Below are 12,684 nucleotides of genomic sequence, written 5' to 3' on the forward strand. Positions count from 1 at the left end.
GCCGGCGCCGATTCTACAGCATCGGGCCGCGGGGCGGATACCGCTAATTCGACAGGGGCCGGAAAGAAACCGGCAGGCGCCCAGTCAGGGCACATCCCGGCGGCAGGGTGCCTGCGGCGGCCCGTCGTCGAGCATGAGCTGCAGGATGGCGAGATCGAGCCAGCGGCCGAATTTCGTCCCCACCTCGTTGTGGCGGCCTGTCTCCACGAAACCGAACCGGCGGTGCAGCGCGATCGAGGCGCCGTTTCCCGCTTCGATGGCGGCAATCATCGCGTGCCGCCCCTGCGCGCGCGCTTCCTCGATCAGCCGTGCCAGCAGCAGCCCACCGATGCCCGCGCGATGGTGGCGCGGATGCACATAGATGGAATGCTCGACGGTGTGCCGGTAGCCGTCGTGGGGCCGCCACGCGCCGAAGGTGGCATAGCCGAGCACCTCGCCGGCAGGCGTATCCTCCGTGGCCGCGACCAGAACCGGGAAGCCGCCACCCTGCCGGGCCGCGAGCCAGGCGGCGCGGTCGGCCTCGTCCACGATGGTCTCGTTCCAGATGGCGGTCGTGTTGGCGACGGCGTCGTTGTAGATCGCCGTGATTCCCTTCACGTCCGCCGCAGCGGCGGGCCTTATCAGCATTCCGAACCTCACGCATCGCGGGTGGCCCGATGGCCCCCACGCTTCTTTTCTGGAGCGAGCGCCTTTACCCGTCAAATGATTCCATGGCTCAGCCGCGCTGGGGAACGAGCATCCGCCGCAGGGTTCCGTCGTGGAGCCAGAAAGCGTGGAAAAGTGCCGCGCCGGCATGCCCGAGGATGAGCACGATGAAGAGGGGCTTGGCGACCGTATGCACGCCTCCCCACGGCTCGCCCGCATAGAAGCCGAGCAGGCCGGTGACGGGTGCGGCGACGAGCAGCAGGTAGAACAGGTGGTGCATGCCAGCCGCGAGTTTGCCGGTGAGGCCCTCGTCGACCGGCGCCGGCACGCCGCGCGCGACGCGCAGCGCAAGCCGCAACGCCACCAGCGCGAGGACGGCGATGCCCAGCCAGTAGTGCGCGCTGGCCAGCGCGCCATCTGCGCCGGCGGGCGTACCGCCTTCCTCGCGCGCCTTGATGGCGTGAGCCATGCTCTCCCCGAAGGCGAGCTGGAAGAAGACGATGGCGGCAATGATCCAGTGGAGCGTGATTTGCGCGAGCGAATATCCGGTTGGTGCGGGGTGGGACATGGTTCCGTTCTCCTGACGTCTGCGATGGGCGCGACGGCACCGATCTGACGCTGCGAAGCTGACACCACTCTGAAAACGGATGCGGCGCGCGCGCCGGGCGTCATTCTGTCGCAATTGCCCGGTGCCTGACCCCACGCCCGGTCCAGCGCCTGCCGGGAACGGCCGTTTCGCGCCGCCTCAGGGATTGTCGAGGCTGAAGACGCGCCGCCGGTCGTCGTAGGCGAAGATCTCGGCGTAGCGGCCGAGGTCGATGACGGTGCGCAGGGTCCGCGCGCCGGCGCGTGGCGACATGTGGTCCTCCAGCTCGTCCAGGAACCGGTGCCAGGGCGCGCGATGGCCGGGCCGCTCGTCGAGCACGCGCCGGATGTGGGCCGCGAGCGCGACATAGGTGAGCAGATGCTGGGCGAAGAGGTGCTTGCGCGCGTCGGTGTCCGCGTCGGCGAAGCGCTTGCCCTCCGGTGTCAGCGTGATGTCGCCGCCCGCCATTTCCGCGAAGCGCAGCATCTGCAGCGTCTCGGCGACAGGGAAGAGCCTGTCGATCTCCAGATTCAGCGACGCGGCGATGACGGGCAGATCGGCCTTGCCGTCATAGGGCGGTCCCGCGACGGCCTCGATCAGGCCCGCCAGCATGTTCGACGACACGGGCGGCAGAACGGTGCCGATCCCCGCGCCGGGAAAAAGCTCGGTTCGCGTGCCCGTGGCCCGGACGGCGGCGGCGGTCGTCATTTCCACGTAAAGGCGCTCGACGATATCGCGGAAACCGGGGTCGAGGCGGACGCGGGGCTGCGGCAGGTCGACCGCGATCTCCTTGAGGATGCGGCCCGGATTGCAGCCGAAAACGAGGATGCGATCGCACATCAGCACGGCCTCCTCGATATTGTGGGTGACGAGGATCACGCCGCGGATCGGCAACTGGCCCTCCGCCCAAAGGTCGAGAAAGTCGGTGCGCAGGGTCTCCGCCGTCAGCACGTCGAGCGCCGAGAACGGCTCGTCCATCAGCAGGATGGCGGGGTGGACGACGAGTGCGCGCGCAAAGCCGACACGCTGGCGCATGCCGCCCGACAACTCGCGCGGATAGGCGGATTCGAAGCCGTCGAGCCCGATCAGGTCGATCGCGTCGAGCGAGCGGCGGCGGATTTCATCGGGCGGCAGGCCCAGTGCCTCAAGCCCCAGCTGCACGTTTTCCAGCACGGTGAGCCAGGGAAACAGCGCCGCGCTCTGGAACACCATGGCCACGCCGGGCGGCGGCCCGGCCACCTCCTGCCCCAGGCAGGTGACGGAGCCGGCGACCGGCGCGGCGAGCCCGGCGATGAGCCGCAGAAGCGTCGACTTGCCGGAGCCCGATCGCCCGAGCAGGCCGATGACCTCGCCTTCCCGCAAGGTCAGGTCGATTCCGTCGAGAACGAGCAGCTCGCCTCCGTCCGGCCTGGGGAAGGACTTGCGCACGCCGCGCAGCTCCAGCAGGGGGGCGGCGTCCGGAAGGGCGGGGCCGCGGGATGCCGGGTCCGGGCGGCCGGTAGTATCGTGGTGCGAGGTGTTCATCCTGTCCTCCCGTCAGTCGAGGCTGAACTTGCGTTCGGCGAAGGCGTAGAGGGGCCGCCAGAACGTGCGGTTGATGACGACGACGAACCCGCTCATCACGGCGATGCCGAGCACGACGCGGTGGAAATCGCCGGCCGCCGTCGCCTCGGCGATATAGGCGCCGAGGCCGTGGGCCTTCAGCGTCGTGTCGCCCCAGCTCGCGAGTTCGGCGACGATGCTGGCGTTCCACGAACCGCCGGAGGCGGTGATCGCGCCCGTCATGTAGAACGGAAAGACGGCGGGCAGCGCGATCCGTCGCCACCACAGCCAGCCGCGCACGCGCAGGTTGGTGCCGATGTCGCGGAACTCGCCGGGGATCGTCGACGCGCCGGCGATGACGTTGAACAGGATGTACCACTGCGTGCCGAGGATCATCAGCGGGCTCAGCCAGATGTCCGGATCGAGCCGCAGCGCCGCGATAGCGGAGACGGCGAGCGGGAACAGCAGGTTGGCGGGAAACGCCGCCAGAAACTGGGCCACCGGCTGGGCGATGCGCGCCGCCGCCGGCCGCAGCCCCAGCCAGACGCCGACGGGCACCCACACAAGGCTCGCGAGCGCGATCAGCACGAAGACGCGCACCATGGTGGCGAGGCCGAGGAGGACGGTGCGCCCCGCTTCCGCCAGCGTGACGCCCGTGAACACGAATGTGGCGGTCTTCCACAGGGCGAACAGGCACACGGCCGCGACCGCGGCATACCAGAGCCGCTCGCGCCAGCGCGCAGCCGTTTCCCCGGCCGCCGTGGCCGGCACGCGGGCAGCCGCCGGGGGCGGTGCTATCCGGTAAGTCCACCGCCAGGCGGCCGCGAGCGGCGCGATGGCCGTCGCTATCAACCGCGAGCGGCGCAGTGCGGTCAGCACCCACGCGCGTGGCGGCGGGCCGCCGGTGTCGTCCTGCCCGACGCGGAACCGGTCGGCCCAGGCCACCAGCGGCCGGAAGAGCAACTGGTCCCAGAGCAGGATCACGGCCAGCATGGCGGCAATGGCCCAGCCGATGGCGCCGATGTCGCGCCGCTCGATGGCTAGCGCGATGTAGGAGCCGACGCCGGGCAGTGTGACGGTGGTCTCGCCGACGCTGATCGCCTCCGCCGCGACGACGAAGAACCAGCCGCCCGAGATGGACATCATCATGTTCCACACCAGCGCGGGCATGGCGAACGGCACGTCGAGCCGCCAGAAGCGCATCCATGCGCTGAGGCGGAAGGAACGCGACGCCTCGACGAGTTCCTTCGGCACCGTGCGCAGCGAATGGTAGAAGCTGAACGCCATGTTCCACGCCTGGCTGGTGAAGATGGCGAAAATGGCGGCCAGTTCCGCGCCCAGTGCCTTCCCCGGCGCCAGCGACATGAAGAAGACGACCGTCACCGAGATGAAACCGAGGATCGGCACGGACTGGAGAATGTCGAGCAGCGGAATCAGGATCTGTTCCGCGTGCCGGCTGCGCGCGGCACAGGTCGCGTAGGTGAAGGTGAAGACGAGCGACAGCGCCATCGCCGCCAGCATGCGCATGGACGTGCGCAGCGCATATTCCGGCAGGGCCGCTGGAGAAAGGTCTATCGCGCGGGTGCCCGGGCCGGGCAGGGGCTGCATCAGCCCGAGGCTCGCCTGCGCGAGCAGGACGACGGCGCCGAGCACGAGCAGCACGGCGACGAGGTCCCAGACGGTCAGGGTACGGCGGAAGGACGGTGGAGCGGCGCGGGGATCGCCGGCCGGTGCGCTGGAATTCGCGATCATGCCCGCTCACCCCCGTCGCGGCGGAGCGCTCCGGCCGGACGTTCCGTTTCCCGGCTGCAGGCCGCCCTCATATGCCACTTTTCGATACCACCATCGCGTCCCGATGTCACGGGGCGCACGGCGTGAAGCGGGCCTCGAAGCCGTCGTGACGTCCCGGCGCGGGCGAGGCCAGCGTCAGCGCAGCGCCGGTGCCCCGTGCGATGGCGGCGGCGATGGCAAGGCCGAGGCCGGAGCCGCTCCCCCTGCTGCCGGCGCGTTCGAAGCGGGTGGTGAGCCGCGTGAGCGTTTCGGCGGGAATGACAGGGCCGGCGTTGGTGACGGTGAGCGTGCCGCCGGTCGAGAGCCTCACCTCGACAGGCGTGGCCGGGTCGCCGTGGGTCAGTGCGTTCTCGATCAGGTTGCGGGCGAGGATGGCGAAGGCGTCCGGATCGATGCGCAGCCGCGCGCCTCCCTCCGGCAGGGCGAGCCGCAGGCGCCCGCCGTGGCCGGCGCGGGCAAAATCCTCCCCCACCAAGGCGAGAATGGGTGCCACGTCGCTGTCCGCTCCGGCCAGAACGCCACCGCCTTCGGCGCGCGAGAGGTGCAGGAGCTTTTCGGCGAGGCGGGCGAGGCGCTTCAGTTCCGCCTCGATGGTCAGCGCCCGCTGGCGTAGCGGCCCTTCGGGCGCCTCCGCCAGCAGCCTCTGGGTTTGCGCCAGCACCGCCGCCATGGGCGTGCGCAATTCGTGCGCGGCATTAGCGGTGAAGCCGCGCTCGGCCTCCAGCGTGCGTGCGAGCCGCGTCATCAGCCGGTTCACCGCGTCGCGGATCGGCACCAGCTCCTCCTGCAGGCCGGGCGTGCTCAGGGCCGAGAGGTCCGAGGCGTCTCGCCCCGCCACCTCCGCCGACAGTGCCGCCACCGGCGCGAGGCGCGCGCGGGTGAAGACGGCAATGCCGGCAAGGCTCGCCGGCAGCAGCAGGAGCAGCGGCAGAAACATGAAGCCGATCGTTTCCCGGCGCGCCTCGCGCCGGTAGGAGAGCGGCTCGGCTACCTCGATCCGATAGGTTCCCGATACGGCGAACCGCGCATGGACGCGATGATCGTTCACGTTATGGAAGCCTTCGGCCAGCGGCTGCGCGAAAACCGCAAGGTCCGCGTCCTCGGAGGCCAGCACGATCCGCCCGTCCCGATCGCGCAGGACATAGGTGATCTGCCCCTCCCGGTGCGGCCCGACGGTGGAGATATGTCGCGTGGCGGGTGCTTCCCCGCTGTTGGCCCGCTCGATCACCGCGAGCGGCAGGATGCGCTCGGCGGTCTGGCGCAGGGCGGCGTCGAAGATTTGCTCCAGCTCGTGCCCCACAATCTGCGCGGCCGCGGCCATCGCCATGAGCCAGAAGGCGCAGAGCCCGAGGGAAAGGCCGAGCGCGAGGTCGCGCCGCAGGCTGCGCGGGGCATCCGCCGCGTTCATCCACGCCCCAGCCGGTAGCCGAGGCCGCGCAGCGTCTCGATGCTGCCCCGCCCGAGCTTCCGGCGCAGGCGGCTGACGTAGACCTCGATGGTGTTGCTCTCCACCTCCGCGTCGAAGGAATAGAGCCGCTCCTCAAGCGCGGATTTCGGCACGATGCTGCCCGGGCGCTGCAGCAGGGCCTCGAACACCGCCCATTCGCGCTGGCTGAGGGTGATCTCGCCCTGGGGGCCGGTGACGCGGCGGGCGGCGATGTCGATCGCAAGCCCGCCGAGTTCGATCAGCGGGTTGGGGTTCCCCGCGTAGCGCCGCGCCACGGCGCCCATGCGGGCGGACAGCTCGTCGAGATCGAAGGGCTTGACCAGATAGTCGTCCGCGCCGGTGTTCAGGCACTCGATCCGCTCCGTGATCCGGTCGCGCGCGGTCAGGATGATGACAGGCGTCGCCGAGCCGCTCCGGCGCAACGCGCGCAGGAAGCCGAGGCCACCGCCGTCCGGCAGCATGAGGTCGAGCAGGATCAGGTCGTAGGCGACGGTGTCGAGGCAGGCGCGCGCGTCGGCGAGAGTCGTCACCAGGTCGGGCGTATGGCCCTCCGCCGCGATCTGGGCGCGCACGGCATCGCCGATGCCGCGGTCGTCCTCAACCAGAAGGATGCGCATCCTCCGTCCTTTCCCCGCCTCGCCCGATGATCGCCGGCCTGCGCGCCGGCAGGCGGCTGAACAGGCGCCGCCGCATCCAGCCGTCCGTCGGAAGAATCCGCGCATCCTCGTTCCACAGACAAGGTAGAGCATCCGCGCGTTCTTTGGAACGGTTCAAATAATGTCGGGGAGAGGAGCCATGGGATGAGCGGTGGATCATGCTGGCGCCGTGCCGGGTCAGGCACGCTTACGGTCGCAGCGGATGGGGTCGGCGAGCAGCCGGAGGCCGTTCAGCACCACGAGCACCGTGCCGCCCTCGTGCCCCAGCACGGCGAGCGGCAGCGGCAGGGCGAGGAACAGGCTGGATGCCACCAGCACCACCATCGCGCCCATGGCGAAGATCAGGTTCTGCCGGATGATGTTCCGTGTGCGCCGCGCGAGCCTGCGGGCGGCGGCGAGGCGCTGCATGTCCTCGGACAGCAGCGCCACATCCGCTGCCCGCAGGGCGACCTCGCTGCCCGCCGCGCCCATGGCGATGCCGATGTCGGCCCGCGCCAGCGCGGCCGCGTCGTTCACGCCGTCGCCGACGAAGGCGACCTTGCCCCGGCCCGCGAGTTCGCCCACCAGCCGCACCTTGTCCTGCGGCAGCAGATCGGCGTGGATATCCTGCGGCGCGAAGCCAAGTTCCGCGCCGATCCTGATTCCCACCGGGCGGCGGTCTCCGGTCATCATGACGATGGTCGTCACGCCCTCGGCACGCAGCGCCGCGAGTGCCGCCGCCGATGTCGCGCGCGGGCGGTCGGCCACGCTGACGGCGCCCAGAATCCGGTTCCCGCGCCCCAGATAGACGACCGTCTGCGCGCTGTCGGCAAGCGCCGCCAGATCGGGCCGCGCATCGGGTTCCGATGCCGGCGTGTCCGCCATCGCGTATATCCGGGCCGCCATACGCGCCGCCATGCGGCGGTTGCCCGCCCAGACCACGCCCCCGGCGTCGATCCCCCGGATGCCTTCGCTCGGGATGGCTCGCACGTCGCGTACCGTCGCGGGCGCGATGCCGCGCGCCTCGGCGTGGCGGCGGATCGCGTCCGCGACGGGGTGTTCGGAATGCGCCTCCAATCCCGCGAGCAGCGCCAGGAACGCCGTCTCGCCGCCGCCGGCCGCAACCTCCGTCACCTCCGCCTTGCCGGTGGTGAGCGTGCCCGTCTTGTCGAAGGCGAAAGTGTCGACCTCCGCCAGCGTCTCCAGCGCCGCGCCACCCTTGAACAGCACGCCGCCCCGCGCCGCAGCGGCGAGGGCAGAGAGGACGGCGGCGGGAACCGAGATCACGATGGCGCACGGGCTTGCAGCCACCAGCAGCGTTGCCGCGCGGTAGAGCGCTTCCCGCGCCGGCCAGCCGAGCCACAGGAGGAGGCCGAAGGCGAGGGCGGAGCCCGCCAGCACCGCCACCGTATAGCGCTGGCCGAACCAGGCGCTGAAGCGTTCCGACGGCGCGCGGGCGGCTTGCGCTTCCGTCACCAGCGCGATCATCCGCGCCACCGTGCTGTCGGCGACCGAGCGGGCGACGGTGACGGCCAGCACGCCGTCGAGGTTCACCGTCGCCTCGAAGACCTTCGCGTCGGCGCGTTTGTGCACCGGCATCGACTCGCCGGTGATGGTGGCCTCGTCGAGCGAGCCGTCGCCGTCGAGGATCGTGCCGTCCACGGGCACCCGCGCACCGGGCCGCAGCACCACGACATCGCCGGGTGCGAGGCAGGCTGCCGGCACTTCGGCCATCGTCCCGTCCGGCAGGCGCTTCAGCGCGGTGTCCGGGCGCAGCGCCATCAGCGCCTCCACCGCGCGGCGCGCCCGGCCCATGGCGCGGTGTTCGAGCGTGGTGGAGATGCTGAAGAGCGTGAGCAGCACCGCGCCTTCCAGCGGCGCGCCCACGGCGGCGGCGGCGAGGGCGGCGGCCACCATCAGCAGGTCGATGTCGAGGATGCCCTCGTGCCACAGCGCCGCCAGCGCCCGCGCCGCCGCCGGCAGCCCGCCCGCGAGATAGGCCAGCGCGAGGCCGGCGGGGCCCCACGGCCCCGGGACGGCGAGCGCATCGCAGGCGGCAAGACCCATGCCCGCCACGGTGGCGCCGGTGAGCACCGTCATCGAACGGTCGGAAGAAAGGTGGAGCATGCGTTGTCCCGGCTGTACGGCAAAGACGTGGATAGCCGGGCAAATGCATGGAAAAATTTGCTGACACGCGCCTGAACGTGCCGCCCGATACCGGAGCGGTCGCGATTGACAGGAAAGACAGCCGCCAGTAGCGTCATGCGAAACATGACTCATATGTCATGAATAACGGGAGGAAATCATGAACCGTGTTCTGGCGGCCGCTGCGGTCGCCATCGGCCTTCTTGCGTCCCCCGCGCAGGCCGAGATCCGGATTGCACACGTCTACGGCAAGACCGGCGCCCTCGAAGCCTATGCCAGGCAGTCTCACGAAGGACTGCTGCTCGGCCTCGAATACGCGACCGGGGGCACGATGGAGATCGGCGGCGAGAAAATCGTCGTGATCGAGAAGGATACCCAGCTGAAGCCCGACGTCGGCCGCGCCGTTCTGGCCGAGGCCTATGGCGACGACGATGCGCTGCTCGCGGTGGGCGACGTCAGTTCGGGCGTAGCGCTGGCGATGCTGCCGGTGGCCGAGGAACATGGCAGGATTCTCATCGTGGAACCGGCGGTGGCGGACTCGATCACAGGGGCGGACCGCAACCGCTTCATCTTCCGCACCGGCCGCAACTCCAGCCAGGACGCCATCGCCAACGCCGTGGCGCTGGGCGGCGAGGGCGTGCGCATCGCCACGCTGGCGCAGGACTACGCCTTCGGTCGTGACGGCGTGGCCGCCTTTCGCGAGGCGCTGGCGGACACCGGTGCGAAGATCGTGCACGAGGAATACGTGCCGCAGGACACGACCGACTTCACGGCCGCGGCCGAGCGCATCTTCAACGCGATGAAGGATGCCGGGGGCGACAGGAAGCTGCTCTACATCATCTGGGCGGGCGCCAACAACCCGATGGGCCGGATCAACGCCATGAACCCCGGCCGCTTCGGCATCCGGATCGCCTCCGGCGGCAACATCCTCTCGGCGCTCGCCGCCTACAAGGAACTGCCGGGCATGGAGGGCGCGACCTACTATTATTACGAGATCCCGCAGAATCCCGCGAACAAATGGCTGGTGAAGACGCATCAGGAGCGCTTCGGCGCGCCGCCGGACTTCTTCACCGCCGGCGGCATGGCAGCCGGCATCGCCATCGTCGAAGCGATCAGGAAGGCGGGTTCCACCGATACGGAAGCGCTGATCGCGGCGATGGAGGGTATGGAGTGGGAAACGCCGAAGGGCAAGATGATCTTCCGTCCGGAGGACCATCAGGCGCTGCAGGAAATGTATCATTTCCGCATCAAGGTCGATCCTGCCGTGGCCTGGGGCATCCCGGAACTGGTGCGGGTCATCGGCATCGACGAGATGAAAGTGCCCGTGCGCGACTGAACCCGGCCCTGGCCGCGAGCGCGGCGGAAGCTTGCCTGACGGGGTGATGCATGAACGGGCCTTCGCTTGAAACGCGCGGACTGACAGTCCGCTTCGGCGGGCATGTCGCGGTGGATGCCGTGAGCTGTGCCTTTCGGCCCGGCGAGCTGACGGCCATCGTCGGGCCGAACGGGGCGGGCAAGACCACCTATTTCAACCTGATCTCGGGGCAGCTCCCGGCGACGGCGGGGCAGGTGCTGCTGGAGGGGCGCGACATCACCCGCGCTCCCGTCGCGGCGCGCACGCGGGCCGGCATCGGCCGCGCCTTTCAGTTGACGAGCCTGTTTCCCGCGCTTTCGGTGCTGGAGAACGTCCGCCTCGTCATCCAGGCGCGGCAGGGGCGGGGCCTGCGCGCGTTTCCGCGCGTCTCCGCGCAACGCGACCTCATCGCGGCGGCCGAGGCGGTGGTGGAGCGGGTGAAGCTGACGCGGCTCGCGAAAAGTCCCGTCGCCGCCCTGTCGCACGGCGACCAGCGCAAGCTTGAGGTGGCGATGATGATCGCGCTCGAACCGAAGATCTACATGTTCGACGAGCCGACCGCGGGCATGTCGCTGGACGAGGCGCCCGTGATCCTCGGCCTGATCGCGGAAATCCGGGCCGATCCCGCGGCGACTGTGCTGCTCGTCGAGCACAAGATGGACGTCATCCGCAGCCTCGCCGACCGGCTGATCGTGCTGCACAACGGCGCGTTGGTCGCCGACGGCCCGCCCGCCGGTGTGATGGCCTCGGCCATCGTGCGGGAAGCCTATCTGGGAGGGGCGCTGGAGGATGTCTGAGCCGATCCTGACGCTGCGGTCGGTCGCCACCGACATCGGGCGTTACCACATCCTGCATGACGTGAGCTTTTCGGTGCCGCGCGGCGAGGTGACGATGTTGCTGGGCCGCAACGGCGCCGGCAAGACGACAACGCTGCGTACCATCATGGGCCTGTGGCGTGCGCGCACCGGGCAAGTGCTGTTCGCGGACGAGGATATCGCCGCGCTTCCGACGGCGGAGATCTCCCGGCGCGGCATCGCTTACGTGCCCGAGGACATGGGCATCTTTTCGGACCTGACCGTCGGCGAGAATCTGCGCCTTGCGGCGATTTCCGGCCCGATGGACAAGGCCCGGCTGGCGTGGATCACCGCTGCCTTCCCGCCGCTGAAGACTTTCTGGGACAGCGCGGCCGGGACGCTGTCGGGCGGGCAGAAGCAGATGCTGTCCGTCGCGCGCGCCATGATCGAGGAGCGCCGGCTCTACCTCATCGACGAGCCCTCCAAGGGGCTTGCGCCCGCCATCGTCACCACGCTGGCGCGGGCGCTGAAGGACCTGAAGCGCGCCGGCGCGACGATCCTGCTCGTCGAGCAGAACTTCGCCCTCTCCCGCGCGCTCGGCGACGGCGCGGTGGTGATGGAGGACGGGCGCACCGTCTGGTCCGGGCGGATGGCGGACCTCGCCGCCGATGCGGCGCTTCAGGGCCGGCTTCTCGGCATGGAGGGCGCCGCATGAGCCGCGCGCCGGAGCACGCCCCCACCTTCACCCGCCCGCCGCTCGCCCGGCGCCTGGAGCCCTGGCTGCCGGTGCTGCTGATCCCGGCGCTGATGCTCGCCGGCCTCGTGCTCATCCCGCAAGGGTCGTCGTGGCTGACGCTGACCGTTTCCGGCCTTGCGATGGGGATGATGATCTTCACCATCGCCTCCGGCATGACGCTCGTTTTCGGGCTGATGGACGTTATCAATTTCGGCCACGGCGCCTTCATCTCCTTCGGCGCCTTCGTCGGCGCCACGGTTCTGCTCGCACTGCCGGGCATGGCGGGGGCGGCGGACATGCCCGCCAACGTCGCCGCCGTGGCGCTCGCCATCGCCGCCGCCATGGCGGCGGCAGGCGGCCTCGGCCTCGGCTTCGAGCGCTGGATCGTCCGCCCGGTCTACGGCTCGCACCTGAAGCAGATCCTCGTCACCATGGGCGGCCTGATCGTGGCGGAGCAGCTCATCCACGTCATCTGGGGCGGCGAACAGATCGCCGTGCCGCGGCCCGAAACGTTGAAGGGCGCCGTCACCTTCGCGGGCGCGGCGCTGGAGAAATACCGGCTGCTCGCGGTGGCCATCGGGCTCGTGCTGTTTCTCGGCATGCGCTGGCTGCTGCGCGCCACGCGGCTCGGCCTCATCGTGCGCGCCGGCGTCGAAAATCCGGAAATGGTGCAGGCGCTCGGCTATCGCATCCGGCGCGTCTTCGTGCTCGTCTTCGTCGCCGGCTCGGCTCTCGCCGGCCTCGGCGGCGTGATGTGGGCCCTGTATCAGGAGGTGATCACCGCCGGCATGGGCAACCAGATCATGGTGCTCGTGTTCATCGTCGTCATCATCGGGGGGCTGGGCTCGGTCGAGGGTTGCTTCATCGGGGCGCTGCTGGTCGGGCTGCTGCAGAACTACGTTGCCTTTCTGGAGCCCAAGGCCGCGCTGGTGTCGAACATCGCGCTGATGGTGGCGGTCCTTATGTGGCGCCCGCAGGGCATGATCCCGGTCGTGAAGGCGAAATGACC

11 protein-coding genes are annotated in these 12,684 nt (G+C 70.0%); 4 read left to right on the forward strand and 7 right to left on the reverse strand.

Annotated elements, in window-relative coordinates; all coding sequences use genetic code 11:
* Window positions 1–84 precede the first annotated feature (84 nt).
* The 7 genes from FHS82_RS01190 to FHS82_RS01220 form a co-directional block, all read right to left on the reverse strand.
* Entirely contained in the window at window positions 85–627 is a 543-nt protein-coding gene (locus FHS82_RS01190) for a GNAT family N-acetyltransferase (protein WP_166947875.1), read from the reverse strand.
* Between the two features lie 88 nt (window positions 628–715).
* Complete coding sequence (locus tag FHS82_RS01195; protein WP_166947877.1) at window positions 716–1,213, reverse strand: cytochrome b; 498 nt, start codon at window positions 1,211–1,213, stop codon at window positions 716–718.
* 177 nt (window positions 1,214–1,390) lie between these two features.
* Window positions 1,391–2,755, reverse strand: a complete 1,365-nt coding sequence (locus FHS82_RS01200) for an ABC transporter ATP-binding protein (protein WP_166947879.1) — start codon at window positions 2,753–2,755, stop codon at window positions 1,391–1,393.
* Window positions 2,756–2,767: 12 nt separating this feature from the next.
* Window positions 2,768–4,525 (reverse strand): ABC transporter permease, encoded by a 1,758-nt coding sequence (locus FHS82_RS01205; protein WP_166947881.1) that lies wholly within the window; start codon window positions 4,523–4,525, stop codon window positions 2,768–2,770.
* Between the two features lie 106 nt (window positions 4,526–4,631).
* Window positions 4,632–5,972, reverse strand: coding sequence for an ATP-binding protein (locus FHS82_RS01210; RefSeq protein ID WP_166947883.1), 1,341 nt, complete (start codon window positions 5,970–5,972; stop codon window positions 4,632–4,634).
* Entirely contained in the window at window positions 5,969–6,628 is a 660-nt protein-coding gene (locus FHS82_RS01215) for a response regulator (RefSeq protein WP_166947885.1), read from the reverse strand. The genes FHS82_RS01210 and FHS82_RS01215 overlap by 4 nt, the downstream gene beginning before the upstream one ends.
* Window positions 6,629–6,844: 216 nt before the next feature.
* Window positions 6,845–8,773: a heavy metal translocating P-type ATPase gene (locus tag FHS82_RS01220; protein ID WP_166947887.1), complete on the reverse strand. Its 1,929-nt coding sequence runs from the start codon at window positions 8,771–8,773 to the stop codon at window positions 6,845–6,847.
* Between the two features lie 178 nt (window positions 8,774–8,951).
* Between FHS82_RS01220 and FHS82_RS01225 the strand changes: the two genes are divergently transcribed.
* The 4 genes from FHS82_RS01225 to FHS82_RS01240 are packed head-to-tail and all read left to right on the forward strand — an operon-like array spanning window position 8,952 to window position 12,682.
* Window positions 8,952–10,127 (forward strand): substrate-binding domain-containing protein, encoded by a 1,176-nt coding sequence (locus FHS82_RS01225; protein WP_166947889.1) that lies wholly within the window; start codon window positions 8,952–8,954, stop codon window positions 10,125–10,127.
* 50 nt (window positions 10,128–10,177) lie between these two features.
* Window positions 10,178–10,942 (forward strand): ABC transporter ATP-binding protein, encoded by a 765-nt coding sequence (locus tag FHS82_RS01230; RefSeq protein WP_166947891.1) that lies wholly within the window; start codon window positions 10,178–10,180, stop codon window positions 10,940–10,942.
* The gene (locus tag FHS82_RS01235; RefSeq protein WP_166947893.1) at window positions 10,935–11,654 is read left to right on the forward strand and encodes an ABC transporter ATP-binding protein; all 720 of its coding nucleotides are present in this window, start codon (window positions 10,935–10,937) and stop codon (window positions 11,652–11,654) included. The genes FHS82_RS01230 and FHS82_RS01235 overlap by 8 nt, the downstream gene beginning before the upstream one ends.
* Window positions 11,651–12,682 (forward strand): branched-chain amino acid ABC transporter permease, encoded by a 1,032-nt coding sequence (locus FHS82_RS01240; protein WP_166947895.1) that lies wholly within the window; start codon window positions 11,651–11,653, stop codon window positions 12,680–12,682. The genes FHS82_RS01235 and FHS82_RS01240 overlap by 4 nt, the downstream gene beginning before the upstream one ends.
* The last annotated feature ends 2 nt before the right edge of the window (window positions 12,683–12,684 follow it).

Source organism: Pseudochelatococcus lubricantis, from assembly GCF_011762225.1.
In the GTDB taxonomy this organism is placed as follows: domain Bacteria; phylum Pseudomonadota; class Alphaproteobacteria; order Rhizobiales; family Beijerinckiaceae; genus Pseudochelatococcus; species Pseudochelatococcus lubricantis.